This is a genomic window from Hoeflea sp. 108 (genome assembly GCF_000372965.1).
In the GTDB taxonomy this organism is placed as follows: Bacteria; Pseudomonadota; Alphaproteobacteria; order Rhizobiales; family Rhizobiaceae; genus Aminobacter.
In genome coordinates, this window is sequence record NZ_KB890024.1 from 1,260,728 (window position 1) to 1,287,258 (window position 26,531).

At 63.9% G+C, this 26,531-nt stretch carries 27 protein-coding genes; 16 read left to right on the top strand and 11 right to left on the bottom strand.

All coding sequences use genetic code 11. The features are described 5' to 3' along the window. The 9 genes from B015_RS33520 to rnhA all read left to right on the top strand — a co-directional run bounded on the left by B015_RS33520 (position 1) and on the right by rnhA (position 5,982). Positions 1–159: a hypothetical protein gene (locus B015_RS33520; protein WP_040456565.1), complete on the top strand. Its 159-nt coding sequence runs from the start codon at positions 1–3 to the stop codon at positions 157–159. Further along, complete coding sequence (locus tag B015_RS0106225) at positions 156–794, top strand: cytochrome c oxidase assembly protein (protein ID WP_018426810.1); 639 nt, start codon at positions 156–158, stop codon at positions 792–794. Before B015_RS33520 ends, B015_RS0106225 begins: the two co-directional genes overlap by 4 nt. 1 nt (position 795) lies before the next feature. Further along, positions 796–1,686 (top strand): cytochrome c oxidase subunit 3, encoded by an 891-nt coding sequence (locus B015_RS0106230; protein ID WP_018426811.1) that lies wholly within the window; start codon positions 796–798, stop codon positions 1,684–1,686. An 83-nt stretch (positions 1,687–1,769) separates the two neighbouring features. Further along, positions 1,770–2,261, top strand: coding sequence for a L,D-transpeptidase family protein (locus B015_RS0106235; RefSeq protein WP_018426812.1), 492 nt, complete (start codon positions 1,770–1,772; stop codon positions 2,259–2,261). Further along, the gene (locus B015_RS0106240) at positions 2,258–2,644 is read left to right on the top strand and encodes a DUF983 domain-containing protein (RefSeq protein WP_018426813.1); all 387 of its coding nucleotides are present in this window, start codon (positions 2,258–2,260) and stop codon (positions 2,642–2,644) included. Before B015_RS0106235 ends, B015_RS0106240 begins: the two co-directional genes overlap by 4 nt. Next, positions 2,641–3,396 (top strand): SURF1 family protein, encoded by a 756-nt coding sequence (locus B015_RS0106245; RefSeq protein ID WP_018426814.1) that lies wholly within the window; start codon positions 2,641–2,643, stop codon positions 3,394–3,396. The genes B015_RS0106240 and B015_RS0106245 overlap by 4 nt, the downstream gene beginning before the upstream one ends. 167 nt (positions 3,397–3,563) lie before the next feature. Then, on the top strand, positions 3,564–4,574 hold the full coding sequence (ispH, locus tag B015_RS0106250; RefSeq protein WP_018426815.1) for a 4-hydroxy-3-methylbut-2-enyl diphosphate reductase: 1,011 nt from the start codon (positions 3,564–3,566) through the stop codon (positions 4,572–4,574). Continuing rightward, positions 4,574–5,536 (top strand): homoserine kinase, encoded by a 963-nt coding sequence (locus tag B015_RS0106255; protein WP_018426816.1) that lies wholly within the window; start codon positions 4,574–4,576, stop codon positions 5,534–5,536. Before ispH ends, B015_RS0106255 begins: the two co-directional genes overlap by 1 nt. Beyond that, positions 5,533–5,982, top strand: a complete 450-nt coding sequence (gene rnhA / locus B015_RS0106260; RefSeq protein ID WP_018426817.1) for a ribonuclease HI — start codon at positions 5,533–5,535, stop codon at positions 5,980–5,982. Before B015_RS0106255 ends, rnhA begins: the two co-directional genes overlap by 4 nt. Before the next feature lie 64 nt (positions 5,983–6,046). Here rnhA and B015_RS0106265 read toward each other — a convergent pair whose 3' ends face one another. Next, positions 6,047–6,532, bottom strand: a complete 486-nt coding sequence (locus tag B015_RS0106265; protein ID WP_018426818.1) for a peroxiredoxin — start codon at positions 6,530–6,532, stop codon at positions 6,047–6,049. Between the two features lie 99 nt (positions 6,533–6,631). Next, positions 6,632–7,468: a protein-disulfide reductase DsbD domain-containing protein gene (locus B015_RS0106275; RefSeq protein ID WP_245262133.1), complete on the bottom strand. Its 837-nt coding sequence runs from the start codon at positions 7,466–7,468 to the stop codon at positions 6,632–6,634. A gap of 118 nt (positions 7,469–7,586) precedes the next feature. Here B015_RS0106275 and B015_RS0106280 point away from each other — a divergent pair, with 118 nt between their 5' ends. Further along, positions 7,587–8,195 (top strand): YqgE/AlgH family protein, encoded by a 609-nt coding sequence (locus B015_RS0106280; protein ID WP_018426820.1) that lies wholly within the window; start codon positions 7,587–7,589, stop codon positions 8,193–8,195. Here B015_RS0106280 and B015_RS0106285 read toward each other — a convergent pair. The 4 genes from B015_RS0106285 to thrC all read right to left on the bottom strand — a co-directional run bounded on the left by B015_RS0106285 (position 8,186) and on the right by thrC (position 14,394). Beyond that, on the bottom strand, positions 8,186–11,014 hold the full coding sequence (locus B015_RS0106285; protein WP_051091945.1) for an EAL domain-containing protein: 2,829 nt from the start codon (positions 11,012–11,014) through the stop codon (positions 8,186–8,188). The two genes, B015_RS0106280 and B015_RS0106285, sit on opposite strands and share 10 nt — an antisense overlap. A 62-nt stretch (positions 11,015–11,076) precedes the next feature. Further along, positions 11,077–11,673, bottom strand: a complete 597-nt coding sequence (locus B015_RS0106290) for a GNAT family protein (RefSeq protein ID WP_018426822.1) — start codon at positions 11,671–11,673, stop codon at positions 11,077–11,079. A gap of 15 nt (positions 11,674–11,688) precedes the next feature. Beyond that, on the bottom strand, positions 11,689–12,981 hold the full coding sequence (locus tag B015_RS0106295; RefSeq protein WP_026226958.1) for a pitrilysin family protein: 1,293 nt from the start codon (positions 12,979–12,981) through the stop codon (positions 11,689–11,691). Positions 12,982–12,996: 15 nt separating this feature from the next. Continuing rightward, positions 12,997–14,394 (bottom strand): threonine synthase, encoded by a 1,398-nt coding sequence (gene thrC, locus B015_RS0106300; RefSeq protein WP_018426824.1) that lies wholly within the window; start codon positions 14,392–14,394, stop codon positions 12,997–12,999. Between the two features lie 128 nt (positions 14,395–14,522). On the opposite strand from thrC, the gene B015_RS0106305 reads away from it, so the two are divergent. After that, positions 14,523–15,119: a hypothetical protein gene (locus B015_RS0106305; protein WP_026226959.1), complete on the top strand. Its 597-nt coding sequence runs from the start codon at positions 14,523–14,525 to the stop codon at positions 15,117–15,119. A gap of 17 nt (positions 15,120–15,136) precedes the next feature. Here B015_RS0106305 and B015_RS0106310 read toward each other — a convergent pair whose 3' ends face one another. Next, entirely contained in the window at positions 15,137–15,718 is a 582-nt protein-coding gene (locus B015_RS0106310) for an ABATE domain-containing protein (protein WP_018426826.1), read from the bottom strand. 83 nt (positions 15,719–15,801) lie between these two features. Between B015_RS0106310 and B015_RS0106315 the strand changes: the two genes are divergently transcribed. After that, positions 15,802–16,707: an alpha/beta hydrolase gene (locus B015_RS0106315; protein ID WP_026226960.1), complete on the top strand. Its 906-nt coding sequence runs from the start codon at positions 15,802–15,804 to the stop codon at positions 16,705–16,707. Between the two features lie 41 nt (positions 16,708–16,748). Here B015_RS0106315 and B015_RS0106320 read toward each other — a convergent pair whose 3' ends face one another. Next, on the bottom strand, positions 16,749–17,438 hold the full coding sequence (locus B015_RS0106320; protein WP_018426828.1) for an HAD family hydrolase: 690 nt from the start codon (positions 17,436–17,438) through the stop codon (positions 16,749–16,751). A gap of 170 nt (positions 17,439–17,608) precedes the next feature. On the opposite strand from B015_RS0106320, the gene B015_RS0106325 reads away from it, so the two are divergent. After that, entirely contained in the window at positions 17,609–18,742 is a 1,134-nt protein-coding gene (locus tag B015_RS0106325) for a site-specific DNA-methyltransferase (RefSeq protein WP_018426829.1), read from the top strand. 159 nt (positions 18,743–18,901) lie between these two features. Here the strand turns inward: B015_RS0106325 and B015_RS0106330 are convergent, their stop codons facing one another. Both B015_RS0106330 and mutY read right to left on the bottom strand, forming a co-directional pair. Then, positions 18,902–19,513 carry an HAD family phosphatase gene (locus tag B015_RS0106330; RefSeq protein WP_018426830.1) on the bottom strand — a complete coding sequence of 204 codons (612 nt, stop codon included), beginning with the start codon at positions 19,511–19,513 and terminating at the stop codon, positions 18,902–18,904. Between the two features lie 3 nt (positions 19,514–19,516). Then, positions 19,517–20,629, bottom strand: a complete 1,113-nt coding sequence (gene mutY / locus B015_RS0106335) for an A/G-specific adenine glycosylase (RefSeq protein ID WP_018426831.1) — start codon at positions 20,627–20,629, stop codon at positions 19,517–19,519. Positions 20,630–20,687: 58 nt separating this feature from the next. Here mutY and B015_RS0106340 point away from each other — a divergent pair, with 58 nt between their 5' ends. The 3 genes from B015_RS0106340 (at position 20,688) to smc (ending at position 25,587) form a co-directional block, all read left to right on the top strand. After that, positions 20,688–21,185, top strand: coding sequence for a DUF721 domain-containing protein (locus B015_RS0106340; RefSeq protein WP_018426832.1), 498 nt, complete (start codon positions 20,688–20,690; stop codon positions 21,183–21,185). A gap of 142 nt (positions 21,186–21,327) precedes the next feature. Continuing rightward, positions 21,328–22,068: a DsbA family protein gene (locus B015_RS0106345; protein ID WP_018426833.1), complete on the top strand. Its 741-nt coding sequence runs from the start codon at positions 21,328–21,330 to the stop codon at positions 22,066–22,068. 60 nt (positions 22,069–22,128) lie between these two features. Further along, positions 22,129–25,587, top strand: coding sequence for a chromosome segregation protein SMC (gene smc / locus B015_RS0106350; RefSeq protein ID WP_018426834.1), 3,459 nt, complete (start codon positions 22,129–22,131; stop codon positions 25,585–25,587). A gap of 39 nt (positions 25,588–25,626) precedes the next feature. Here smc and B015_RS0106355 read toward each other — a convergent pair whose 3' ends face one another. Further along, positions 25,627–26,406: a glycosyltransferase family 25 protein gene (locus B015_RS0106355; protein ID WP_018426835.1), complete on the bottom strand. Its 780-nt coding sequence runs from the start codon at positions 26,404–26,406 to the stop codon at positions 25,627–25,629. Between the last annotated feature and the right edge of the window lie 125 nt (positions 26,407–26,531).

Consider the following 26,531-nt stretch of genomic DNA (forward strand, 5'->3'; position numbering starts at 1 on the left):
ATGACAAACAACGACCTGGTCACCATGACCGACAAGCAGAAGAAGGCGCGTCGCAGCCGTAACATCGCCATTGGCCTGGCGCTGGGCGCGCTCGTGATCATCTTCTACATCGCCACCATCGCCAAGTTCGGCCCATCCATCCTGGACCGTCCACTATGAGCGAAGGCATGACCCAGGAACAGCAGGACAAGCAGAAGCAGCGCTCCAACCGGATGGTTGCGGGCATGTGCGTTGCTTTTGTCGGCGGCATGGTCGGCATGGCTTATGCGGCGGTGCCGCTCTATGCCATGTTCTGCAAGATCACCGGATACGGTGGCACGACGCAGCGCGTCGAGCAGTATTCCGACAAGATTCTCGACCGCGAGATCACCATCCGCTTCGACGCCAACACCTCGGGCGGGCTGCCGTGGGATTTCAAGCCGGTGGCGCGCGAGGTCAAGATCAAGATCGGCGAAACCACGCAGGCGCACTACACTGCGAAGAATGTGTTCGACAAGCCGACTTCGGGCCGGGCGACGTTCAACGTCACCCCCGATCTGGCCGGCGCCTATTTCAACAAGGTCGAGTGCTTCTGCTTTACCGACAATACCCTCGAGGCGGGCGCCTCGATCGACATGCCGGTGGTCTTCTTTGTCGACCCGGAGATCATCAACGTGCCCGAACTCAAGGACATCAAGACGATCACCTTGTCCTATACCTTTTTCCCCATTGATGGGGCAAAGCCTGTAGCAGCCGCGCCCAAGTTCGGCGCCGATGCGACAATCGTTAATTCCGACGGAAAAGCCGGGGGCTGATATGGCAGACGCGCACGCCAAACCACAACACGACTATCACATCATCGATCCCAGCCCGTGGCCGTTCCTTGCCTCGGTGGGCGCGCTCCTCATGGCATTCGGCGGCGTCGCCTGGATGCAGCACATGAAGGGTTCGGTCTTCCCGGTGTTCGGCTACAACATCGCCAACGCCAACTACTGGATCTTCGCGATCGGCACCGCAATCGTGCTCTACACGATGTTTGGCTGGTGGCACGACACGATCAAGGAAGGCAACGAGGGCCATCACACCCGCGTCGTCTCGCTGCACCTGCGCTACGGCATGATCATGTTCATCGCCTCCGAGGTGATGTTCTTCGTTGCCTGGTTCTGGGCCTTCTTCGATGTCGCCCTGTTCCCGGCCGAGCCGCACCAGGTGCTGCGTAGCGAGTTTACCGGTGGTGTGTGGCCTCCGAAGAGCATCGAGGTTCTCGATCCCTTCCACCTGCCGCTCTACAACACCATCATCCTGCTGTTGTCGGGCACGGCCGTGACCTGGGCGCACCACGCCCTCCTGCACAACGACCGCAAGGGCCTGATCAACGGCCTCGCGCTGACCGTTGGCCTCGGTATCCTGTTCTCGTTCGTGCAGGCCTACGAGTACATCCACGCTCCGTTCGCGTTCAAGGACTCGATCTACGGTGCGACGTTCTTCATGGCGACCGGGTTCCACGGCTTCCACGTCATCGTCGGCACCATCTTCCTGCTGGTCTGCCTGTTCCGCGCCATGGCCGGCGGCTTCACCCCGAAGCAGCATTTCGGCTTCGAGGCGGCCGCTTGGTACTGGCATTTCGTCGACGTGGTCTGGCTGTTCCTGTTTGCGGCGATCTACATCTGGGGTTCGTCCGGCGGCACCATCGCAGCCGGCCACTGACACCGGCACTTTTTCGAGCAAGGCGGTCGCGGCAACGCGGCCGCCTTCTCTTTTTTGGCACTTTCTTGCGGCAAGCCTCCGCCATGCTGACCAGACGCTTCGTTCTTCCCGCCATCGCCATCTTCTGTTCCGTCGGCGGTGTCCGCGCCGAGCCTGTCGACCTGGTGAAGGTCGACAAATCGGAGCGCAGGCTTGAACTGATGGCGGGCGGCAAGGTCGTGCGAAGCTACGCAATGGCCCTCGGCGCCAACCCGGAAGGCCATAAGCTCCAGGAGGGCGACGAGCGCACGCCCGAAGGCCGTTATGTGCTCGACTGGCGCAATGCGGGCAGCGGCTACTATCGGTCGATCCACGTCTCCTATCCCGACGCCAACGACGAGGCTGCGGCAAAGAGGGCAGGTGTCGATCCCGGCGGAATGATTATGATCCACGGCCAACCGAACGGATATGGCTGGTGGTCGTGGCTGCTGCAGATGTTCGACTGGACGAACGGCTGCATCGCCGTTAGCGACGAGGACATGGCGGAGATCTGGCAGATGGTCGAAAACGGCACTCCTATCGAGATAAATCCATGAGCGGCGACAAGGCGATCTGGCCGCCCGTCGAGCCTGTTGCGGCCGGCTTGAAGGGACGTTGCCCCCGTTGCGGCGAGGGCAAGCTGTTCTCGGGCTTCCTGACGGTCGGCAAGCAATGCGGCGTCTGTCGCCTCGACTACTCTTTCGCCGATGCCGGCGACGGGCCAGCCGTCTTTGTCATCCTTATCATCGGCTTCATCGTCGTCGGGCTGGCGCTGTGGATGGAGGTGACGCTGTCGCCGCCGCTGTGGCTGCATCTGGTGCTGTGGATCCCGCTGACGGTGGTCCTGAGCCTTGGTGCGCTCCGGCTGATCAAGGGCGTGCTCATCACGCTGCAATACCGCAACAAGGCAGCCGAAGGGCGCCTGGACCAGGGCCAATGACCGAAGACAACGCCATGCCGGCGGCGCCGCGGCGCCGCGGCGTCCTGCTCATGCTGGTGCTCGGCACCATCGCTTTCGCCATCCTGATCGCGCTCGGCACCTGGCAGGTGCAGCGCCTGCACTGGAAGGATGCGCTCGTCGCCCAGATCGCGGAACGCACGCAGGCTGAGCCGCTGCCGCTGGCCGAGATGGAAGTGAAGTATCGCGCGACAGGTGACGTCGACTATTGGCCGGTGCGGCTGACCGGCACTTTCGACCACGCCGGTGAACGACACTTCTTCGCCACCTGGGAAGGGCAGTCCGGCTTCTACATCTATACGCCATTGAAGCTGGACGACGGGCGCTATGTTCTCGTCAACAGGGGCTTCGTGCCTTATGAGCTGAAGGACGCAGCCAAGCGTCCGACCGGACAGATCGAGGGCAACGTCACGGTGACCGGTCTTGCCCGCAATCCGCTCGACGCCAAGCCGGGCTCGCTGCTGCCTGACAACGACACGGCGAAGAACATCTTCTACTGGAAGGACCGCGATGCGATGGCCAAGACCGCCGGCCTGCCAGCGGATGCTGTCGTGCTGCCGTTCTTCGTCGATGCCGACAAGACGCCCAATCCCGGTGGCCTGCCTGTCGGTGGCGTAACCATGGTCGAGATGCCCAACAACCACCTGCAATACGCGGCGACCTGGTATGGGTTGGCCGCAGCGCTGCTGGGCGTCATGGGCTTCTGGCTGCTGCGCAGGCCCGAGCCGAAATGACTGTTGGAAAGACGTGAGTCTCGGCAGACGCACGACGTTCCAACCGTTTTCAGTTTTCGCGTCGTGCTTTCCGAAATCCGGTTCCAGATTTCGGTCCGATGCGTCGGCCGCCCTTGACAGGTAGGGGGCGCAGACATCATTTCGGCACAGAACCAAGAACGGATGCCATGCTTCAGACCGTGACGAAACCGCCCCTGACCATCAGGCTCTGCCAGCCGCGTGGTTTCTGCGCCGGCGTCGACCGCGCCATCCAGATCGTCGTCCTGGCGCTGAAGAAATATGGCGCGCCGGTCTATGTCCGCCACGAAATCGTGCACAACCGCTACGTGGTCGAAGGGCTGCAGAATCTCGGTGCCGTCTTCATCGAGGAACTCAGCGAGATCCCCGACGAGCATCACGATTCGCCTGTCGTCTTCTCCGCCCATGGCGTGCCGAAATCGGTTCCGGCCGACGCCCAGGCGCGCAATCTGTTCTATCTCGATGCCACCTGTCCGCTGGTCTCCAAGGTGCACAAGCAGGCGATGCGCCACCAGCGCCAGGGGCGCCACGTGCTCCTGATCGGCCACGCCGGCCACCCCGAGGTGATCGGGACGATGGGGCAATTGCCAGATGGCGCGGTGACGCTGGTCGAGACCGAGGCGGACGCTGCCAAGCTTGCGCCCGCCAATCCCGAAGCGCTCGGCTTCGTCACCCAGACCACGTTGTCGGTGGAAGACACGGCCGGCATCCTCAGGGCGCTCCAGGAGCGCTTCCCGGCGATGCAGGCGCCGGCGGCGGAGTCCATCTGCTACGCCACCACCAACCGCCAGGATGCGGTGAAGGAAACGGCGCCGGGCGCCGACCTCTATCTGGTCGTCGGTGCGCCGAACTCGTCCAATTCGCGCCGCCTCGTCGAGGTCGCCGAGCGTTTCGGGGCGAAGATGTCGCTCCTTGTTCAGCGCGCGTCGGAGATACCGTGGAACGATATCGGCGGCATCACTACGCTTGGTCTGTCGGCAGGTGCTTCGGCACCCGAGATCATCGTCGACGAGATCATCAACGCCTTCCGCGAGCGCTTTGAAGTGACCGTGGAACTCGCCGTGACGGCGACCGAGACGGAGGACTTTCCGGTCATGCGGGTATTGCGCGACGTCGAGCTGACGCCAGCCGACATGGCCTTCGTCAACGGTACGCGCTGATGGCGGTCTATACCGACGTCACCGAAGGCGAACTCCAGGCCTTCCTGCGCAACTATCCTGTCGGCGAATTGCTTTCCTACAAGGGCATTGCCGAGGGCACCGAGAATTCCAACTTTCTGCTGCATACAACGTCGGGATCGTACATCCTGACGCTGTATGAGAAGCGGGTCGAGAAGGCGGACCTGCCGTTCTTTCTCGGACTGATGCAGCATCTCGCCCACAAGGGCATTTCATGCCCGCTGCCGGTCGACGGCAAGGACGGCAACGTCATTGGCACGCTGGCCGGACGCCCCGCCGTCATCATCACCTTCCTTGAGGGCATGTGGCTGCGCAAGCCGCAGGTCGTGCACTGCCGTGAAGTCGGCAAGGCATTGGCCGAGCTGCACATCGCCGGCCAGGACTTCACCATGACGCGGCCCAATGCGCTCGCCATCGACGGCTGGCGCAAGCTTTGGGATGCGGCCCGCGGCCGTGCCGACGAGGTCGAACCCGGTCTCGCCAGGGAAGTCGATGCCGATTTCGCCGAGTTCGAGGAGAGCTGGCCGGCCGATCTGCCGGCAGGTGTGATCCACGCCGACATGTTTCCCGACAATGTCTTTTTCCTCGGCGACGAGCTGTCGGGCCTGATCGACTTCTATTTCGCCTGCAACGATCTCTACGCCTACGACCTTGCCACCTGCCTCAACGCCTGGTGTTTCGAGAAGGACTTTTCCTTCAACCTGACCAAGGGCACGGCCCTGCTCGAAGGCTATCAGAGTGTCAGGCCGCTGAGTGAGGCGGAGAAGGCAGCGCTGCCGATGCTGGCGCGGGGCTCGGCCCTGCGCTTCATGCTGACGAGGCTCTACGACTGGCTGACCATCCCCGACGGCGGTCTGGTGATGAAACGCGACCCGATGGAATACATCCGCCGGCTGCGCTTCCACAGGGCGATCAGGTCGCCGCAGGAATACGGACTGAAATGAAGCATATAGAAATCTATACCGACGGTGCCTGCTCGGGAAATCCAGGGCCGGGCGGCTGGGGCGCGATGCTGCGCTACAACGGCAAGACCAAGGAATTGTCGGGCGGCGAAGCCGAGACGACCAACAACCGCATGGAACTGCTGGCGGCCATCTCGGCGCTGAACGCGCTGAAGGAGGCCTGTGAGGTCGACCTCCACACCGACAGCAAATACGTGATGGACGGGATCTCCAAGTGGATCCACGGCTGGAAGAAGAACGGCTGGAAGACGGCCGACAAGAAGCCGGTGAAGAACGGCGAGCTGTGGCAGGCCCTGGACGAGGCCAACAGGCGTCACAAGGTGACGTGGCACTGGGTCAAGGGCCATGCCGGCCACACCGAGAATGAGCGGGCCGACGAGCTGGCACGCGAGGGTATGGCGCCCTTCAAGAACGGACGCAAGGCATAGGCCTGAGCTGCTGTAGAGGCCGAGCGGGGCGCACAGCCAGAAGGCTGCGCGCCTCTTCTTAATTTCAGAGCTGTTCGAGGATGCGGGCAGCGCCCGAGTCGATCGCCTGGCCCGGGGTGCCTTCGAGGTTGAGGTGCGTGACCTTGCCGTCCTCGACGATCATCGAATAGCGCTTCGAGCGCAGGCCCATGCCGTTGGCCGACAGATCGAGGTCGAGGCCGGTGGCGCGGGCGAAGTCGCCGCTGCCGTCGGCGAGGAACAGCACCTTGCCTTCGCCGCCGCTGAAGCGGGCCCAGGCGCCCATGACATGCACGTCATTGACCGAGACGACCGCGATGGTGTCGACGCCGCGGGCGACGATGGCATCGAAGTTCTCGACATAGCCGGGCAGGTGGTTGTTGCTGCAGGTGGGTGTGAAAGCGCCTGGAACTGCAAACAGCACGACCTTCTTGCCGGCGAAGAGCTCGTCGGAGGTGATGTTCTTGGCGCCATCGGCGGTCATGGTCTTGAAGGTGGCCTGGGGCAGCTTGTCGCCGATCGAGATGGTCATGAGGTTCCTCGCATGTGGTGTTCGAAAGATCGTCCCGCGACACCTAGCCGAAATGGCTGGCCAGTCCAACGGGCTGATGTTGGTGCAGCGTTTCTTCGCTCAGGGGTAGGGCAGGAAACCCTCGACGGCGCTGCCGTTCGACGTCAGCGTGTAGGGCAGGCCCTTGCCCGAGGGTTTTGACGTCGGCCGGTCCAGCACCTTGACCGAAAAGGACAGCTTGCCGTCCTGTTCGTGGCGCTCGGGCGTGCCGAGCATGTAGCCATCGGTGCCTGCAATGAAGATGTCGACCGCTTCCTGCGCTCCCGGCGCGGTCGCATCGATCGAAATCTTCTCGCCTTCGCCCACTGCCAGTTGCGCGCCGAAATCCGCGCTGGCGGGCGCGGGAAGCGCTGCAAGGGCCTCGCGAACGAGCATGGCATTCTCGGCATTGTCGGGGTCGGACGCCGGGTCGAGCACCAGCTTCGCCTGCACCGGCACGCAGATGGTCTCGCAGACGCCGAGGAATATGTTGGCCGTGATTGCGGTCGGCGCATCGGGCGAGGCCACGGTGAAGCTCACCGGCAGGCGCACCGGGTAGTCGTAGCCGGCCCATTTCGAATAGCCGTCGTCGTGACGCTGCGGTGCGGGAAAGGCGAACTCCGCCGCCGACACGTTGGTGCTTGTCGAGATGTCGATCTGCGGCGGTACGCCAGAACTGCCGGGGTCGCGCCAATAGGTCTTCCAGCCACGCTTCAGCTCGATGTCGAGCACGCCCTGGAGCTTGCCCGAGGCATCGGGCTTGCCAGTTGTCACGAGCCGGAAACGCCCGCCATCGGTCTCGTACCAGGCCGAAGACGAGGCAAGCGCAGGCCCTGTTGCCAGGATGGCGATGCCAAGCGCAGCGATGGAAGATGCGGCAAAAGTCATGGCGCTGATTTGATCGTCTCCCGTCGTCATCGCAACATGCCCAAGCGTCACTTCAGCATCATTTTTGCGTGACGTCATAGGCCCCGGATACCGCGCCGGCCATTGCGTCGCTCTTTAAAGGCAAGGGAAAACGCGGTAGCATCGAGGTATGGACCTTCTCCGCCAGAAAAAAGGCGCCTCGCAGCGCGGCTTTCTCGACGACCAGTTCCTCATCGCCATGCCCGGCATGAAGGACGACCGGTTTTCGCGCGCGGTCATCTACATCTGTGCCCACAGTGACGAAGGCGCGATGGGGCTGATCATCAATCAGGTGCAGCCGTTGTTGTTCCCTGATCTTCTTGTACAGCTTGGCATTCTCGACGAGCAGGAGGCGATCCGCCTGCCGGGAAAGGCCAAGGACTTCATCGTCCGCAATGGCGGTCCGGTGGACCGCAGCCGCGGCTTTGTGCTGCACACCGACGACTACAAGGTCGAGTCCTCGCTGCCGGTGTCGGAAGAGATTTGCCTGACTGCCACCGTCGATATCCTCCGCGCGATCTCGGCAGGGCGCGGGCCGCGCCATGCACTGATGGCGCTGGGCTATTCGGGATGGGGTGCGGGCCAGCTCGAAAGCGAAATCGCCGAGAATGGCTGGCTGACCTGCCCGGCGACGCCGGAGCTGCTGTTTGATACCGACATCGACCGCAAATACGACCGCGTGCTGGCAACTCTCGGCATCGATCTCGTCAGGCTAAGCGGCGCCGCCGGTCACGCCTGAGCCAGCGGGTACTGTTCCTTCAGCATCTTGAGCGCCTGCTCGCCGGGAACCGGCGCGCCGAACATGAAGCTCTGCACATATTCGCAGCCCATCTGGCGCAACTCGAGCGCATCGCTCTCGTCGGAGATGCCTTCGGCCACCACCGACAGGCCCAGTTCGTGCGCCATGTTGACCATCGACTTGATCAGCACCGCGCGCTTGGGCGAGGTATCGTCGACAAAGCTCTTGTCGATCTTGATCGTGTCGAAGGGGAAACGCGTCAGATAAGACAGCGACGAATAGCCTGTGCCGAAATCGTCGAGCGACAAGCCGATGCCCAGCTGCTTGAGCTTGGTCAGCACGTGGTTGGTCTGCTCGGGATTGTCCATCACCAGCGATTCCGTCAGCTCCAGCCGGAAGCAGCGCGGCTTGAGGTTGGCACGCGCGATGACCGAACGCACGTCGCTGACGAGGTCGCGGCGGATGAGCTGGCGGCTCGACAGGTTGACCGACACCGACAGCGGCGCATCGCCGATCTGCTTCTGCCAGTCGGCGAGGTCTTCCGCTGCGCGCTGCATGGCGAACAGGCCGAGCTGGACGATCAGGCCGCAGCTTTCGGCGACCGGGATGAAGTCACCTGGCGGGATCATGCCGCGGCGCGGGTGATCCCAGCGCAGCAGTGCTTCGAAGCCGGCGACGCTGCCATCCTCCAGCCGCACGATCGGCTGGTAGGCGAGGGTGAATTCCTTGCGCTCGATGGCGCGGCGCAGATCGGATTCGAGCTGCAGGCGGTCGGTGCCGACGGTGCGGAATGCCGGGCGGAACGGCTCGATGCGGTCGCCGCCGAAGCGTTTGGCCTGGTGCATGGCAAGCTCGGCGTCCTTGACCATGTCCTCGGCCGAACCCTGGGCGGTGTTCCAGGTGACAAGGCCGACCGACGCGGTCAAAACGATCTCGCGCTTGGCAAAGGTGATCGGCGCCTTGATCGCCTGCTTGATGGCGTCTGCAACAGCTGCGATGCGCGACGGATCCTGTTCCGACAGCAGCAGGAGCGCGAACTGGTCGCCGGCAAAACGCGACAGCGAGTCCTTGGGCTTGAGCAGGCGGTGCAGGCGGCGCGCGATGGTCAACAGGATGGTGTCGCCGGCCGAGATACCGAGCCCGTCATTGACCTGCTTGAAGCGGTCGATGTCGATGACGAAGACCGATGGGCGCACTTTCTCTTCGGTGCGGGCGATGGAGATGATCGCCTCGAGCCGGTTCATGAACAGTTCGCGGTTGGGCAGCCCGGTCAGGTTGTCATGCACGGCATCGTGCAGCAGGCGCTCTTCGGACTTCTTCTGCTCCGTCACGTCGACCATGGTGCCGACGCAGCGAATGACCTCACCGTCGGAGCCGATGACCGGCCGCGCCTTGAGCTGGAACCAGTGGTAATGACCATCAGCGCCGCGCAGGCGGAAGCTTTGCGACACGCGGCCGCGGCGATGCTCCAGCACCACGTCTAGCGTCGTGCGGAAGGTGTCGCGGTCGTCGGTATGCAACACCGGCAGCCAGTTACGGGCAGCGCCCCCCAGGCTGTTGGGCGCAAGGCCGAGCTGCAGGCTGACATCGGGGCGGGTGACGACGCGGTCGCGCAGCACGTCCCAGTCCCAGACGATGTCGCCCGAGCCGGAGATCGCCAGCGCCTGGCGCTCCATGTCGCTGAACAGGCCCTGGTGCAGGGCACCGCCGGCAAAGGCGTGCTGCATGACCGTGAAGCCGATGAGCAGGATGATCAGGATCAGGCCGCCACCAAGCGCGGGCTGGACGATGTCGTTGTCCAGAATGCCGGTGATGGCCATCCACGAGCCGGCGAGCCAGATCAGCACCATCGCCCAACTGGGCACCAGCATGATGGCGCGGTCGTATCCGCGGATGCTGAGATAGACGATCAGGCCGAGGCCGGTGATGGCAGTGGCGGCAAACGAGATGCGGGCGATGCCTGCGGCAACGGCCGGGTCGATGATGGCGACGCCGGCGATGAGCACGAGGCCGAATATCCAGACGAAGGCGCCGTAGCTGAAATGGCCGTGCCATCGGTTGAGATTGAGATAGGCGAACAGGAAGACAACGAATGTTGCCGCAAGCGACACCTCCGTTCCCGCTCGCCATATTTGCTCGTTTCCGGGTGAGACCTCGATCACCTTGTTGAGGAAGCCGAAGTCGACGCAGATATAGGCAAGAACGGCCCAGGCAAGTGCTGCGGTGGCGGGGAACATCGAGGTGCCCTTGACCACGAACAGGATGGTCAGGAACAGCGCCAGCAGGCCGGCGATGCCGATGACGATGCCGCGGAACAGCGTGTAGGAATTGACCGTGTCCTTGTAGGACTCAGGGTCCCACAGATAGACTTGCGGCAGCTTTGGCGAGGCGAGCTCGGCAATGAAGGTGACGACTGTGCCGGGGTTGAGCGTGACCAGGAACACGTCGGCGTCGGGGCTCGCCTGGCGGTCGAGCGCGAAGCCTTCCGACGGCGTGATCGCGGCGAGGCGGCTCGAGCCGAGATCGGGCCAGAACAGGCCGGAGCCGACCAGGCGGAAATGCGGCGCAACGATCAGGCGGTCGAGCTGCTGGTCGGTGGTGTTGGCGAGCGCAAACACCGCCCAGTCGCCGCTGGAGCGCTTGTCGTTGGCTTCCACCTCGATGCGGCGAACGATGCCGTCGGCGCCGGGGGCGGTGGAAACCTGGAAATTCTCGCCCTGATTCCGGTAGATCTCGACCGCGCCCGTGAGGTTCAGCGCCACGTCGTCTCGGGAAATCTTGATGGGCTCGACGGCAAATGCCTGCGACACCGCGCACATGCTGGCGATGACCGAAACGATGAGCGCAAACAGGGGCGCCAGCAGGAAATGCTTCGACAAGTTCAGCCCTTCATGGTGACGGCGTGCGGATCGTCCGCAATCAACGCGTAGAGATAGTGGTCGTGCCATTCGCCGTTGATCCTGAGATAGGATCGCAAAAGTCCTTCGCGCCGGAATCCGGCTTTTTCAAGCACGCGCACTGAACGCGTATTGTTGGGGATACAGGCAGCCTCGATCCGGTGCAACCGGAGCGTATCGAAGGCGTGGCGGGCCACCAATCTGACGGCATCGACCATGAAGCCCTGGCCGGCGTAACGCTCGCCGATCCAGTAGCCGATATGGCCTGTCTGGGCGACGCCGTAGCGGATGTTGCCGAGTGTGATTCCACCCACCAGCTTGCGGGTTGCGTTGTCGTAGATGAAGAAAGCGGCGGCCGTGCCCTGGATGAATTCGTCCTGGTAGCGGGCGAGACGTACCCGCCACGCCGAGCGTTCCAGCTCATCTGGCGCCCAACGCGGCTCCCACGGCTCGAGGAACGAGCGGCTGTCGGACCGCAGGGTCGACCATTCGTGGAAATCGCGCCAGTTGGGCAGCCTGAGTGTGACGCGTTCGCCTTTCAGCGCCGGAGGTTCGCGGCGAAAGAGCGAGAGCGAGAACATGGCTGCAATGGCTGCTCAGACGGCAAGCTTGCGGGCGGCCGCCTGTCCGCCCGGCAGCGAATCCAGCAGCGATTCGTAGGGCGCGAGCGTGCCGACTGGGCCAACGGCAGTGATTGTCGGGCGGGTCGAGAACAGCCGCGAGGCCAGGTCCGTCAATCTCTCCGTGGTCAGCGCCTGCAGTCGCTCCATCAGCTCCTCCTTGGCGATCGGGCGGCCGAACAGCAGCAGCTGTCGGGCGATCTGCGAAGCGCGGCTGGAGCTGCTTTCGGCCGACATGATGAGGCCGGCTCGGTACTGCGCCCGGGCACGATCGAGCTCTTCCTGGAGGATGTCTTCGCCGGCCTTCTGCAGCTCACCGATGATGACCGGCAGCAACTCGGCGATGTCGGACTGGCCGGTGGCGGCGTGGATGCCGAAGATGCCGGTGTCGGAGAAGCCCCAATGGAAGGCGTAGACCGAGTAGCACAGGCCGCGCTTCTCGCGCACTTCCTGGAACAGGCGGGACGACATGCCGCCGCCAAGGATCATCGACAGCACCTGCGAGGCGTAGAAGTCGCGCACATGATAGGCGCGGCCTTCGAAGCCGAGCACGATCTGCGCGTCCATCAGGTCGCGATCTTCGCGGAAGTCGCCGCCGACATACTGTGCGTATTGGGGGATGGCGCTTTCTGCCTTGGTGCGGAAACTGCCGAGCCGCTTCTCGACCTCACGGACGAATTCATCGTGCTTCACGTCGCCGGCGGCGACCACGACCATCCGCTCGGCGCCGTACTGGCGCTGCATGAAGTCGTGCAGCTGCGCCGAGGTGAAGGACTTCACCGTCTCGGGCGTACCGAGGATCGAGCGGCCGAGCGTCTGGTGGCGGAAGGCGGTTTCGGTGAAACGGTCGAAGACGATGTCGTCGGGCGTGTCGTGTGCGGCGCCGATTTCCTGCAGGATGACATGCTGCTCGCGCTCGAGCTCATCGGGATCGAACTCGGAATCCTGGAGGATGTCGGACAGGATGTCGACTGCCAGCGGCACGTCGTCGGACAGCACCCGGGCATAAAACGAAGTCGTCTCGACCGACGTGGCGGCGTTGATCTCGCCCCCGACATTTTCGATTTCCGAAGCGATCTGGAAGGCGCTGCGGCTCTTCGTGCCCTTGAACGCCATGTGCTCGAGCAGATGGGCCATGCCGTGCTCGTCGTCGCGCTCGTTGCGCGCTCCCGACTTGACCCATGTCCCTAGAGCTACGGTCTCGACGCTCGGAAGTGTTTCGGTGGCTACTGTCAGGCCGTTCGACAGACGGCTTACCTCAACACTCATATTCCTGCGTACTCCCTAACGCGCCGCCCGTGTGCGGCGGCTAATGTAATCTTCCACCATTTTTATCTCTGATGGAAGTACCGTGAAGTTTTCCTTACGTTCCATCAATCCCGACAGCCAATTCGGCAAAGCCGGCTCGATGCCGGAGGCTGCCTTGACGGCGGCGGGGAATTTGGCCGGGTGGGCGGTGGCAAGCACGACCATCGGCACGTCGCTGGCCGGTTCGCCCGCAGCAACATGCATCGCGGTTGCGGTATGCGGATCAAGCAGATAGCCGCTTGCATCAAGCACCTTGCGGATCGTGGCCGCGGTCTCGTCCATGTCGGCGCGACCGGCGCCGAACTCGGCGCGAATGCTGGCCAGCGCCTTGGCCTCGATAGTGAACGCGCCCGACTGCTTGAGGCCGGCCATGTAGCGCCGCACCACCGCCGGGTCGCGGTCGGAGGCTTCGAACAGCAGGCGTTCGAAGTTGGATGACACCTGGATGTCCATCGAAGGCGAGGTGGTGGCGACCACGCCGGTCTGACGATATTCGCCGCTCTTCAGCGTGCGGGCCAGGATGTCGTTGTCGTTGGTAGCGATGACGAGACGATCGATCGGCAGGCCCATGCGCTTGGCGGCATAGGCAGCGAAGATGTCACCGAAATTGCCTGTCGGCACAGTGAACGATACCGGCCTGTCGGGCGCGCCGAGCGAGATGGCCGAGGAGAAGTAGTAGACGATCTGGGCCATGATGCGGGCCCAGTTGATCGAGTTCACGCCCGACAGCCGCACGCGGTCGCGGAAGCCGTGGTCGTTGAACATGTCCTTCACCAGGCCCTGGCAGTCGTCGAAATTTCCTTCGATCGACAGCGCGTGCACGTTGGCGGCGGTCGAGGTGGTCATCTGGCGCTGCTGCACAGGTGACACGCGCCCATGCGGGAACAGGATGAAGATGTCGGTACGCTCGCGTCCGGCGAAAGCCTCGATGGCCGCGCCGCCCGTGTCGCCCGAGGTGGCGCCGACGATGGTCGCGTGCTGGCCGCGTTCGGCCAGCACATGGTCCATCAGGCGGGCCAGCAACTGCATGGCGACGTCCTTGAAGGCCAGCGTCGGGCCATGGAACAGCTCAAGCACGAAGGTGTTGGCGCCGGTCTGGATCAGGGGGCAGACGGCCTCGTGGCGGAAGCTGCCATAGGCCTCGCGCACCAGGCGCTCGAACACGTCGGGCTTGATCTCACCGCCGAGGAAGGGCGCCAGCAGCCGGATCGCGAGGTCGGCGTAGGGCAGGCCGCGCATGGCGCGAATCTCGGCCGGGCTGACGGTCGGCCATTCCGCCGGGAGATAGAGGCCACCGTCGCGTGCGAGGCCGGCCAGGACTGCATCGGAAAATCCAAGCGTGGGCGCTTCCCCACGGGTACTCACATAGTGCATATCTATCCGTTCCAAGGCGCAAGGACCTGCCGGTAATCGGCGGGACGGGGAAAACTGCGCTCCATCAGTCGCATTTTTGCCGTGCGGTTGATATAGAACGACTGCTTTGCGAGAGGGAAGTGCAGTTCATGTTGTTTCGTAAGATCGACGGTCGCTTTATGGCGGCTATGGCGACCTCCTGCTTTATGCTCGCCGTCACCGGCTGCCAATCTGGCGGCGCGGGCGGCCTGTTCGGCCCCAGCCAGCCCAAGGACCCCAAGGTCGTAGCCGCCGAAGAGGGCAAGATCCTGGCCAGCGAGCTGCTCGCCTATTGCCCGAACGTTGTGCTGCGTGACGGCACGTCCTTCTTCAACAGCTACGCCAAGGGCGGTCAGGACGATCCGTCCAAGCTGGTGCACCAGTCGGCGATCACCGACGTCACCCGCAGTTGCACTCGTGCCGACGGCCAGATGACCATCAAGGTCGGCGTCGCAGGCAAGGTGGTGGTCGGCCCCGCAGGTGGCCCCGGTACAGTCAACATGCCGATCCGCATCGCCGTCGTCCGCAACGGCGAAGTGCTCTATTCGCAGCTTCACAAGAATTCGGTGCAGGTGACCGATCCGTCGACCGCCACCCAGTTCGTCTTCACCGATCCGAACGTGGTGATTCCGGTGCCGACCGCACGCGACGTGCAGGTCTTTGCCGGCTTCGACGAAGGCCCGGCCAAGAAGCCGGCGAAACAGTAAGGCGACGGGGACAGCAGTCAGCTGTCCTTGTGCCTCTGGTAGTAGCGGGCGACGCGCATGCGGTTGCCGCAGCGCGTCGCGGCACACCAGCGCCGGCGGCTGCTCGCCGGCAGAAACAGCTTCGTACAATCCTCGGCCTCGCACTTGCGGATCGTGCCGACAGCCGGGTCGGTGAGCACGCTTGCCACCGCTTCCGCGAGACGCGCTGCGAGGTCGGCGACAACCGACCCGGTGCGCATACGCTGCACCGCCAGCGATGATCCGGTCCACCGAAGTTCGAGATGAACCGGCGCTGCCGCCAGCGCCTGGTTGAGCTCGCGCAGGCTTGGCTCAGGCGGCGTCCTGCCGTGCCTGGCATGGTCGACGAGCTGGCTCGCACATTCGCGCACGGCGTGAATGGCGGCGAGATCGCCTTGTGACACGGCGATCAACGCATCGCCGCCATATTCCTCCAAACGTTCTGCCTGGAGCGCCACCCAGGCCCGCAGGCCATCAGGCGTCGCCAAATGGTCGATGCCCTCAGTGCCGCTGCGGGCGCGTGTGTTGACCAGGTCCAGCCCAAGAGGCTCGCCGGTCAGCGGAAGAATGTCGATGCTCATGCTAATTCCAAAATTGGAGATTGACACATTAGTCAATCAAGCGAATGTTGCTAATGCATAATCTTAGATAGAAAGCATGTGAAATGGCAATCGCAACGTTACCCCGTGTGGTTCATCGTCATCTCGACGTCGACGGCGTGCGCATTTTCTACCGTGAGTCGGTACCCGCCGACGGCAGCGTGCATAAGCCCGTGCTCCTTTTGCTGCATGGCTTTCCCTCGGCTTCGCACCAGTACCGCCGGCTGATCGATGCGGTCGGCAGCCATTACCGCGTGATTGCGCCCGACTATCCCGGCTTTGGCCACAGCGACGTGCCGCAGCCCGCGAGCGCTGGCGGCAGCTTCGTCTACAGTTTCGACCGCCTCGCCGACACGATGGAGGGGTTCATCAAGGGATTGGGACTGGACCGCTTCGTCGCCTATCTCTTCGACTTCGGCGCGCCTGTCGGTTTCCGCCTGGCGGTGCGGCATCCCGAATGGTTCGCAGGCCTGATCGTGCAGAATGGCAATGCCTATGATGAAGGGCTGTCGGACGGTGCGCGCAACTTCATCGCGCTGCGGCCCGATCAACCCGAGGCGGAGAAGGCGATCCTCGATCTGCTGACACTTTCAGGCACGCGCTTTCAGTATGAGAGCGGCGTCGGGCAGCAGGAATTGCTGGCGCCGGATGGCTGGACGCTGGACCAGCATTTTCTCGACCTGCCGGGCCGCAAGCAGCCGCAGGTGGACCTCGCCTTCGACTACCACAGCAACGTCGCGCGCTATTGCGAATGGCAGGCCTGGCTGAGGCAGTATCAGCCGCCGACGCTGATCGTGTGGGGCAAGGACGATCCGTTCTTCCCGGCGCCGGGCGCGCACGCCTATCTGCGCGATCTGCCCGAGGCGGAGCTGCATCTGTTCGAAACCGGGCACTTCGCGCTCGAGGAGAAGTTGCCCGAAATCGTGCCGCTGGTCGCCGATTTTGTCGACCGGACCTGGATCCGGCCCTGACAGTCGAGCCGGCCCTTGCCGGGCCGGCACGGTTACGCGTGTCAGGCGTTTTCAGACCACATGCTGAGTGCTGCGAGCACGCCGCCGAGGTCAGCCCAGCGCCGGATCACGGTTTCAGCACCTGCCTCGGTCAGCGCGTCGGCATGGCCCGGATAGCTGTGCGCGCCGCCGGTGAAGCCGATGACGCGCATGCCGGCGGCAACCGCGCCGGAAATGCCGTGCACCGAATCCTCGATGACGAAGGTGTTGGCCGGGTTGGCGCCGAGCGTCTTGGCGGCGTGCAGGAACACATCAGGCGCAGGCTTTGCCTTGCGGCTCGGAGTCTCAAGGGCCGAGAAGATACGGCCCTTGAACAGCGGCAGGATGCGCGTGCGATCCAGCATCATCTCGATGCGCTCGCTGGTGGAATTGGAGCAGATGCAACGCGGCGCGGTGACGGCGGCGACAGCTTCATGCACGCCTTCGATGGCGCGCACTTCGGTCTTGAGGCGGCGGTCGACCATTTCCTCTGCCTGGCTGATGAGCGAGGCCTGGAAGGGGATGGCCGCCTTCTCCTCGATCTTCAGCATGATGTCCTTGAAAGTCAGGCCGGCATAGCTCTCGGCGATCTCCTCGGCTGAGATCTCGAAGCCTGCCTGAGTGAGCAGTTCGGCCTCGATACGGGCGGCGATGATTTCGGAATCGACGAGCACGCCGTCGCAATCGAAAATGACTAGATCTGGCTGGTTCATGACGGTCCGGGAAAAATGGGCCGGTGCAAAGCGCGGCCGGGCAACTCAAGGCGCCGCGAATACACCATTCCGGTCCGAACCGCAAATTCGGACGCCTGCTTCATCAATTGTTTACGCTGATCGGTAACCATAATGGCGAGTAAACAGTAACGCGTCATCCGGGTATCAGAATGTCAGCAGTGCGTCCTCTTAGCCAGCTTTCCCGCACGCCTCAGCCGTCCGAATGGCTCGACACAATCATCAAGGGTGATTGCATCGCCGCGCTCGACAAGCTGCCGTCGGCATCGGTCGACGTCATCTTCGCCGACCCGCCCTACAACCTCCAGCTCGATGGCGAGCTGCACCGTCCCGACCAGTCCAAGGTGGACGCTGTCGACGACCACTGGGACCAGTTCGAGAGCTTCGAGGCATACGATGCCTTCACTCGTGCCTGGCTTCTGGCGGCGCGCCGAGTGCTCAAGCCGAACGGCACGATCTGGGTGATCGGCTCGTACCACAACATCTTCCGTGTCGGCGCCAAGATGCAGGACATCGGCTTCTGGATCCTCAACGACGTGGTGTGGCGCAAGACCAACCCGATGCCGAACTTCCGCGGTCGGCGCTTCCAGAACGCACACGAGACGATGATCTGGGCTTCGCGCGACCAGAAGGGCAAGGGCTACACCTTCAACTACGAAGCCATGAAGGCGTCGAACGACGACGTTCAGATGCGGTCCGACTGGCTGTTCCCGATCTGCACCGGTGGCGAGCGCCTGAAGGACGACAACGGCAACAAGCTGCACCCGACCCAGAAGCCGGAAGCACTGCTGGCCCGCATCATGCTGGCCTCGTCAAAGCCGGGCGACGTCATTCTCGACCCGTTCTTCGGCTCGGGCACGACGGGTGCGGTCGCCAAGCGCCTCGGCCGCCACTTTGTCGGCATCGAGCGCGAGCAGTCCTACATCGATGCCGCCCAGGAGCGCATCGCCTCGGTGCGTACGCTCGACGGTCCTGAACTCACCGTGCTGACCGGCAAGCGCGCCGAGCCGCGGGTCGCCTTTATCAGCCTGATCGACATGGGCCTGCTGGCCCCTGGCGCCAAGCTCTATGATGCCAAGAAACGCCATTCGGCCACGGTTCGCGCCGACGGCACGCTGGTGGCCGGCGACAATGCCGGCTCGATCCATCGCGTCGGCGCCGCAGTCCAGGGGTTCGATGCCTGCAACGGCTGGACCTTCTGGCACTATGAGCGGGCAGGCGGTCTCACCCAGATCGACGAACTGCGCCGCATCGTTCGCGTCGGCATGGAAAAGGCAGGGGCATAACCACCCATGCGATCACCGGTCGCGCCTCATAGTCAGGCGCGACGGATCAGGCTCCATGGCTTGTGCCATCTGGCCCTTCAGGAACTCAAGCGGTCCTGTAAAACAGTTTGAAATTCTTGGCCTCGCGGCTTCGGATTTCGTTGGTCGGTCGGTTTCCAGTCACCGCCCGATCCCGAGACGCTCGAGGTCCGCCTCGAGCGTTTTGGCGTTTGTGAACAGCACTGCCTGCCAGCCGGCGTCGATGGCGGCGTTCACGTTCTTCTGGCTGTCGTCGATGAACAGCGAGGCTTTCGGGTCGAGTCCGAAGGTCTCGACATGCAGGTCGTAGATGCGGCGGTCGGGCTTGATCAGGCCGACGTCACCGGAAACCGTCACGCCGCGCGGCGTCTCCAGGAACGGGAAGCGGCCGCGTGCTTCGCGGAACGTGTCTGACGCCCAATTGGTCAGCATGGTGACGTCGTGGCCGGCAGCGACCAGGCTCTCCATCAGCGCGACGCTGTCTTGGTAGTGATGCGGCACCATTTCGTGCCAGTTTTCGCGGAAGGCACGGATGTTCTTCTCGTGCTCGGGATGTTCGACGATCAGCAGGGCTTCGGCTTCTTCCCAGGTGCGACCGCGGTCCTGCTCGATGTTCCAGTCGCTGGTGCAGACATTGTCGAAGAACCAGCGCCTCTGGACCGGATCGGGGATGATGCGGCTGAAGGGAAGGTCAGGGTCGTAGTGGATCAGCACCTTGCCGATGTCATAGACGATGTGGCGGATCTCGCTCATTCCCTAGCGTCCTCTTTTCGTTGCACCCGGTATGGCAGCTTCGATGACTTTTTTCATGACGGTTGGCAAGGCTTCGCCATTGAGCTCGTGGGCGGACGACCAGAAGTGGCCGTCGAACTCGACGCGCTGGGGCAGATCTGCCCGGAATACGTCGAGGTCGAGCGCAAAATGTGTGAAGACGTGGTTGATGCTGCCGGCGCGCTGCCACCTGGCGGGGAAGGGCGCGCTCTCTGTGCCGGTGGCGCCGTCGATCCGCGCCGTCCAGCCCGTTGTCGGCACCTCGGTCATGCCGCCCAAGAGGCCCTTGCCGGGGCGTTTGCGCAGCAGCACCGAACCATCCGATGTGACGGCGACGAAGGCGGCGCCACGCCGCTGCGGCTTCTCGGCCTTGGGCGGCTTGACCGGATAGAGTTCGGGATCGCCATTGACGATCGCGCTGCAGTCCTCGCGCAGCGGGCAGAGCATGCAACGCGGCCGGCGGGGTGTGCAGATGGTGGCGCCGAGGTCCATCATCGCCTGGGCGAAGTCGCCGGGACGAGATGCTGCGAGCATGCGCTCGACATGGGCGCGGATTACCGGCTTGGCCTCGGGCAGGGGTGTTGCGATCGAAAACAGGCGCGTGACGACGCGCTCGACATTGCCGTCGACCACGGCCGCCGGTCGGTTGAAGGCGATGGAGGCGATGGCTGCAGCCGTGTAGGGACCGATGCCAGGCAATTCGCGCAGGCCGTCTTCGGTGTCGGGAAAGCGGTTGTCGTGTTTGGCGGCGACCGTTTCGGCACAGGCCTTGAGGTTACGGGCCCGCGAATAATAGCCGAGCCCCGCCCAGGCCTTCATCACATCCTCTGCATCCGCCGCGGCGAGTGAGCCGACGTCCGGCCATTTTTCGAGGAAGGTGCGGAAATAGGGTTTGACCGCTTCGACCGTCGTCTGCTGCAGCATGATTTCAGACAGCCAGACGCGGTAAGGATCGGGTCGCAGGCCTTTGGCCAGCTCCCGCGGCGGCATCCGCCACGGCAATTCCCGGTGGTTTGCGTCGTACCAGGCGAGCAGGCCCGAGGCGATCCGGATGTCTGCGTCATCGGCATGCTTGCGGGTCTGTGCTGGGGATGCCATTGGTGGTCGGAACTGCCTTCGGCGTTACATGTCGACAAGGTTATCTCTGGAGCACGACATGGCAGGTAAAAGGTGGACGGGCAATCCCGTCCCGGTCAGCGATCTCGCCAGCGCCATCCTCGATCCCGTGCTGCGCAAGCGCACCGGCATATCGGTGGGGCTCGTCCAGTCCTGGGAGGAGATCGTCGGGCCGCGCTTGGCGCTGAACTCGCGGCCGGAGAAGATCCAGTGGCCGCGCCGGATGCACGAGGACGATCCGTTCGAGCCGGCGGTGCTGGTGGTTGCCTGCTCGGGGTCGGCGGCACTTCATCTGCAGCACGAAACCGGCGAGATCATCGGCCGGGTCAATTCCTTTCTCGGGTTCAACGCGATTGGCCGCATCCGCATCGTCCAGAAGCCGGTTTCGCGGCATGCGGGCCCGGTCCGGCCGCGCCTGCGCAAGCTCACCGATGCCGAGCAGTCGAAGATTGCCGGAACTGTAAGCTTGATCGAAGATGAGGGGCTGAAGGCATCGCTGGAGAAGCTGGGTGCGACGATATTGGCCTCCCGCAAGTAGAAATGCCGGGAATCTCGCGCTTTCGTGATTGAAAGTGCGGAAATTTGCGATTGGTTTGGGGACAGCCATGCCTTAATTCGCGCCAACTCTCGCCTTCACGTAAATCCGCATTGCAAAATCCAACCATCGTCAGGTGATTCGTATGTTCCCTTCCATTTCCCGCAGGACCGCACTTACCGGGCTGGCAGCCGTTTCGGCCGCAGCACTGCTCTCCGCTTGCAGCGACTCCGGCGAGGAAGCCAAGGCGGCGACGCCGAAGCCTGCCGAACCTGCGACGCCTGCAGCCCCGGCCACCCCGGCGACGCCTGTCCAGGCGGTGAAGGCTCCCGACGCGCAGGGCACGGTCGACATGGCCAAGCTGCTCGAGGCCGGCACGCTGCCCGATATGGTGCTCGGCAAGGCCGACGCGCCGGTGACCATCGTCGAATACGCCTCGATGACCTGCCCGCACTGCGCGCATTTCCACGAGACGACGCTGCCGGCGCTCAAGACCAAGTACATCGACACCGGCAAGGCGCGCCTGATCTACCGCGAGTTCCCGTTCGATCCGCTGGCCGAAGCGGGCTTCATGCTTGCGCGCTGCTCGAAGGACAACTACTTCCCGATGGTCGACGTGCTGTTCAAGCAGCAGTCGAACTGGGCCGCTTCGCAGAACCCGAAGGACGCGCTGCTTCAGATTTCCAAGCTGGCCGGCTTTACACAGGAGTCGTTCGAGGCCTGCTTGACTGACCAGAAGCTTCTGGACGATATCAGGGCTGTGCGCGCCCGCGGCGAGAAGGATTTCAAGGTCGACTCGACGCCGACCTTCTTCATCAACGGGAAAGTCTACAAAGGGGCGATGACGATTGACGAAATGTCGGCGATTATCGACGGCATGCTCTGATAGGTTCGCAGCGCCGAAGCGGATGAGCTTCGGCGCTCCCTTTTGCGCGGGTTGGCGCGGATGAAGTTTTCGCGCCTCCGCCTTCTCGGTTTCAAATCCTTCGTCGAGCCCGGCGAGTTCGTCATCGAACGCGGCCTGACCGGCATCGTCGGGCCGAACGGCTGCGGCAAATCCAATCTGGTCGAAGCGTTGCGCTGGGTGATGGGCGAAAGCTCATACAAGAACATGCGCGCCTCGGGCATGGACGACGTCATCTTCTCGGGTTCGGGCACCCGGCCGGCACGTAACACCGCCGAAGTCACGCTTTTCCTCGACAACACCGACCGCACCGCGCCTGCGTCCTTCAATGACGCCGACGAACTCCAGGTGTCGCGCCGCATCGAGCGCGAGGCCGGTTCCGTCTATCGCATCAACGGCAAGGAAGCCCGCGCCAAGGACGTGCAACTTCTGTTCGCTGATCAGTCGACGGGTGCACGTTCGCCCTCGATGGTCGGGCAGGGGCGTATCGGCGAGCTGATCCAGGCCAAGCCGCAGGCGCGCCGCGCCCTGCTCGAAGAGGCGGCAGGTATTTCCGGCTTGCACACGCGCCGCCATGAGGCGGAACTGCGCCTGCGCGCCGCCGAGCAGAACCTGGAGCGCCTTGACGATGTCGTCGGCGAGTTGGAAGGCCAGATCGAGAGCCTGAAGCGCCAGGCGCGCCAGGCGTCGCGTTTCAAGAACCTGTCGGCCGACATCCGCAAGGCGGAAGCGACGCTGCTGCACCTGCGCTGGACGCTTGCCAAGACGCAGGAAGGCGAGGCGCAATCGGCGCTGGCCGTCGCGACTTCGCTCGTTGCCGAACGTGCCGCCTCCCAGATGGCGGCGGCCAAGGATCAGGCGATCGGCGCCCATAAGCTGCCTGAGATGCGTGAGGCCGATGCCTCGGCAGCCGCGACCCTGCAGCGGCTGTCGATTGCCCGCTCGCAGCTCGAGGAAGAGGCTGGCCGCATCAATTCGCGCCAGAGCGAACTTGATCGCCGCCTGCAGCAGCTCGATGCGGACATTGCCCGCGAGCAGCGGATGATCGGCGACAACGCCGCGATCCTGTCGCGGCTTGATGCCGAAGAGCGGTCGCTGCGCGACGAGAACGACGGCGCGGCCGACCGCGAGGCGGAGACCCGCGCGGCACTTGACGAAGCAATGGCGACGCTGGCCAAGACCGAGGCCGAGCTTGGCCGGGCGACCGCCGAGCGCGCCGAGGCGGCTGCGGGACGCAGCCAGGCCGAACGCGCCATGCGCGATGCCGCCGAACGCCGCGACCGTTTTGCGCGCCAGCTCGCCGAGCTTGACCGCGAGGCCGGCGAGATCGCTGCCCGGATCGCAGCACTCGCCGATCCGGCTGAAAAGCGCATGCTGGCCGAAGCCGCCCAGGAAGCGCTGGAAGAAGCAGAATATGCCGCGGCCGAGGCTGAACGCGCGGTTGGCGAGGCGCGCCAGGCAGAAGCGGCATCCCGCCAGCCGCTGCAGGAGGCCAAGGCCGAGCTCGCCCGCATCGAGACTGAGGCGCGCACGCTGGCCAAGATCATCGCCGCCGTATCGGGCGATGCCTATCCGGCAGTGCTCGAGCAGATCGGCGTTGACCGCGGCTTTGAGACCGCACTCGGCGCTGCCCTCGGCGATGATCTCGAAGCAGCGCTCGACAGCGCAGCACCGGTGCACTGGAGCGGCGCCAAGCCGGCGCCGACCGATCCGAAACTGCCGGCGGGCGCCAGCAGCCTTGCCGAAATGGTCCGCGCTCCGCAGCAGCTGGCACGCCGCCTTGCCCAGGTCGGCGTGATCGATGCGGCCGACGGCCCGCTGCTGCAGCCATTGTTGGCCCCGGGCCAAAGGCTCGTCAGCAAGGAAGGCGCCCTGTGGCGCTGGGATGGGCTGACGGCAAGCGCCGATGCGCCGACCGCGGCAGCGCTTCGTCTTGCCCAGAAGAACCGCCTGGCCGAACTCGATGCCGAGGCGATTGAGGCTACGCTCATCGTGCGCGCTGCCGAGGAAGCACTGGCGCGCGCCGAAGCTGCCGTGCGCGAAAGCGCTGAGGCCGAACGGCTGGCCAGACAGGCGGGGCGAGACGCGCAGCATCAGGTGAGTGCGGCGCGCGATGCGCTCGCCCAGGCCGAGCGGGCCGCTGGCGAATTGAGCAGCCGTCGCGCAGCACTCGATGAGGCACGCAGCCGCGTTGCCGATTCGCATGAGGAAGCGCATGCCGTCTATGTCGAGGCGGAGGACATGCTTGGCGCTGCCGCCGACCTCGGCGATCTTCAGCAGCGTCTCGACCAGCTTTCGGCTTCGGTCGCACGAGAGCGCTCGGCCCTGGCCGATGCGCGCGCCGTCCATGATGGCCTGAACCGCGAGGCGGAAGCGCGGTCGCGCCGGCTGGGTTCGATCGGCGCCGAACGCCAGAGCTGGGTGCTGCGCGCCGAAAGCGCGGCCGAACAGATCGAATCCCTGACCGAGCGCCGCGAGGAAGCCGGAGCCGAGCGCGAGGCGCTTGCGGAGGCGCCGGATGAACTGGACGCGCGCCGTCGCTCGCTGATGTCGCAGCTCAACCAGGCAGAGGCGCAGCGCAAGGAGGTTTCAGACCGCTTGCAGGAAGCCGAGGCCAAGCAGGCTGTGCTCGACAAGGCGGCGACAGCTGCCATCCAGGGGCTTGCGGAGGCCCGCGAGGCACGTGCGCGTTCGGAGGAGCGGCTGACCGCTGCCGACGAGCGCCGTCGCGAGATCGAAGCGCGCATCCAGGAAGTGCTGAACACGGCTCCCCATCTCGTCATCCGCCACACCGGCCTCGAAGCCGACAGCCCGATGCCCGACCCGGTCGAGATCGAAAGGACCCTGGAGCGACTGAAGCTGGAGCGCGAGCGCCTGGGCGCCGTCAATCTGCGCGCCGAGGAAGAGCAGAAGGAACTGTCCGAGCGGCTGGAGGCGATCGTCTCCGAGCGCGAGGACATCATCGAGGCAATCCGCAAGCTTCGCCAGGGCATCCAGGGTTTGAACCGCGAAGGACGCGAACGGTTGCTGGCCGCGTTCGATCTGGTCAACGGGCATTTCAAGCGGCTGTTCACGCATCTCTTCGGCGGCGGCACCGCCGAATTGCAATTGATCGAGTCGGAAGATCCTCTCGAGGCCGGCCTCGAAATCCTTGCCCGCCCGCCCGGCAAGAAGCCGCAGACTATGACGCTTTTGTCCGGCGGCGAGCAGGCGCTGACAGCGATGGCGCTGATCTTTGCGGTGTTTTTGACCAATCCGGCGCCGATCTGCGTGCTCGACGAGGTCGACGCGCCGCTCGACGATCACAATGTCGAGCGCTTCTGCAACCTGATGGACGAAATGGCCGCTTCGACGGAGACGCGTTTCGTCGTCATTACCCATAACCCGATCACCATGGCGCGCATGAACAGGCTGTTCGGCGTCACCATGGCCGAGCAAGGTGTGAGCCAGCTGGTTTCGGTCGACCTGCAGGCGGCCGAGGCCCTGCGCGAGGCCAGCTAGTCAGGAGCGATCTCCGCCGCCTCTGATACAAGGTCAGCCCTATGAGCTGCGTCCGGCCTTTTTCAGCGTGAGGCAGTAGTCTTTGCGGTGACGCCGATAATTGAGTTTGCGCAAACCGGTGTGCGCAAGCCCTTTCAGCGAAATCACCCAGCTTCGCTGCTTCCTGACCTCGAGGCGTTCGGGTTCGATCAGGCTGCCGCCGAGTTCGTGCCCAATGTCGGCGATGAGGTTGGGCTGCACGGACAGCACCCGTAGTTTGAGTTCCCAGAAAAACTTGATGTCCTCGTCGATCTGCCGGAATACCGTCGGACGGCGCAGCATGCGCTGGGCACCGCGGCGTGTGATCAGGTAGCCGACCATGCCGGCAGTTGGGCTGCCATGCGAGACGATTTTGACGTCGCCTACAGGTATCGACTCCACGACAGGTCGTTCCTGGAAGTCGAACAGTTTGAGGATGTCCCACACGACCGGCGCCTTCATCAGCGCCTTGACGCGGCTGGCGAACCTGCCGGGGTCGATCAGATGGAAGTCGTCCTCAAGGATCAGCGCGACCTTGTGATCGGTTGCGAGGAACTCGCCCATCGCCTTGCGGTGGCTGGCATAGGCCGCCACTTCAGCCGGGGCTAGCGGACGCTTCGACTTTCGACGGTTTTGCCTTGCGTCATAGATTGCGGCGACTTCAGGAGACTGTGTGGTGAGCCCGTCGACGAAGGTGAAGGGCCAGGCAAGCGCTTTGAGTTGCGCCCGGGTCGAATTGCGACGGGGGCCGGATTCTGAATCCACGGTCACGACCAGCGTGAGCGGCTCATTAAACTGCATATAGCGTCTCTCTCATGAATGAGGACTACTAGAACTACACGCAGTATTGGGCAGGATAGCCACGTGAATGACGACAACCTCATATACGCTCAGGTTGCATCATGTCAAATGTATACAAACTATTT

Bases quoted from the DNA above. Each gene is read 5' to 3' on its own strand.
- B015_RS33520 (WP_040456565.1), top strand. From the start codon at position 1: ATGACAAACAACGACCTGGTCACCATGACCGACAAGCAGAAGAAGGCG.
- B015_RS0106225 (WP_018426810.1), top strand. From the start codon at position 156: ATGAGCGAAGGCATGACCCAGGAACAGCAGGACAAGCAGAAGCAGCGC.
- B015_RS0106230 (WP_018426811.1), top strand. From the start codon at position 796: ATGGCAGACGCGCACGCCAAACCACAACACGACTATCACATCATCGAT.
- B015_RS0106235 (WP_018426812.1), top strand. From the start codon at position 1,770: ATGCTGACCAGACGCTTCGTTCTTCCCGCCATCGCCATCTTCTGTTCC.
- B015_RS0106240 (WP_018426813.1), top strand. From the start codon at position 2,258: ATGAGCGGCGACAAGGCGATCTGGCCGCCCGTCGAGCCTGTTGCGGCC.
- B015_RS0106245 (WP_018426814.1), top strand. From the start codon at position 2,641: ATGACCGAAGACAACGCCATGCCGGCGGCGCCGCGGCGCCGCGGCGTC.
- ispH (WP_018426815.1), top strand. From the start codon at position 3,564: ATGCTTCAGACCGTGACGAAACCGCCCCTGACCATCAGGCTCTGCCAG.
- B015_RS0106255 (WP_018426816.1), top strand. From the start codon at position 4,574: ATGGCGGTCTATACCGACGTCACCGAAGGCGAACTCCAGGCCTTCCTG.
- rnhA (WP_018426817.1), top strand. From the start codon at position 5,533: ATGAAGCATATAGAAATCTATACCGACGGTGCCTGCTCGGGAAATCCA.
- B015_RS0106265 (WP_018426818.1), bottom strand. From the start codon at position 6,532: ATGACCATCTCGATCGGCGACAAGCTGCCCCAGGCCACCTTCAAGACC.
- B015_RS0106275 (WP_245262133.1), bottom strand. From the start codon at position 7,468: ATGACGACGGGAGACGATCAAATCAGCGCCATGACTTTTGCCGCATCT.
- B015_RS0106280 (WP_018426820.1), top strand. From the start codon at position 7,587: ATGGACCTTCTCCGCCAGAAAAAAGGCGCCTCGCAGCGCGGCTTTCTC.
- B015_RS0106285 (WP_051091945.1), bottom strand. From the start codon at position 11,014: ATGTGCGCGGTGTCGCAGGCATTTGCCGTCGAGCCCATCAAGATTTCC.
- B015_RS0106290 (WP_018426822.1), bottom strand. From the start codon at position 11,673: ATGTTCTCGCTCTCGCTCTTTCGCCGCGAACCTCCGGCGCTGAAAGGC.
- B015_RS0106295 (WP_026226958.1), bottom strand. From the start codon at position 12,981: ATGAGTGTTGAGGTAAGCCGTCTGTCGAACGGCCTGACAGTAGCCACC.
- thrC (WP_018426824.1), bottom strand. From the start codon at position 14,394: ATGCACTATGTGAGTACCCGTGGGGAAGCGCCCACGCTTGGATTTTCC.
- B015_RS0106305 (WP_026226959.1), top strand. From the start codon at position 14,523: ATGTTGTTTCGTAAGATCGACGGTCGCTTTATGGCGGCTATGGCGACC.
- B015_RS0106310 (WP_018426826.1), bottom strand. From the start codon at position 15,718: ATGAGCATCGACATTCTTCCGCTGACCGGCGAGCCTCTTGGGCTGGAC.
- B015_RS0106315 (WP_026226960.1), top strand. From the start codon at position 15,802: ATGGCAATCGCAACGTTACCCCGTGTGGTTCATCGTCATCTCGACGTC.
- B015_RS0106320 (WP_018426828.1), bottom strand. From the start codon at position 17,438: ATGAACCAGCCAGATCTAGTCATTTTCGATTGCGACGGCGTGCTCGTC.
- B015_RS0106325 (WP_018426829.1), top strand. From the start codon at position 17,609: ATGTCAGCAGTGCGTCCTCTTAGCCAGCTTTCCCGCACGCCTCAGCCG.
- B015_RS0106330 (WP_018426830.1), bottom strand. From the start codon at position 19,513: ATGAGCGAGATCCGCCACATCGTCTATGACATCGGCAAGGTGCTGATC.
- mutY (WP_018426831.1), bottom strand. From the start codon at position 20,629: ATGGCATCCCCAGCACAGACCCGCAAGCATGCCGATGACGCAGACATC.
- B015_RS0106340 (WP_018426832.1), top strand. From the start codon at position 20,688: ATGGCAGGTAAAAGGTGGACGGGCAATCCCGTCCCGGTCAGCGATCTC.
- B015_RS0106345 (WP_018426833.1), top strand. From the start codon at position 21,328: ATGTTCCCTTCCATTTCCCGCAGGACCGCACTTACCGGGCTGGCAGCC.
- smc (WP_018426834.1), top strand. From the start codon at position 22,129: ATGAAGTTTTCGCGCCTCCGCCTTCTCGGTTTCAAATCCTTCGTCGAG.
- B015_RS0106355 (WP_018426835.1), bottom strand. From the start codon at position 26,406: ATGCAGTTTAATGAGCCGCTCACGCTGGTCGTGACCGTGGATTCAGAA.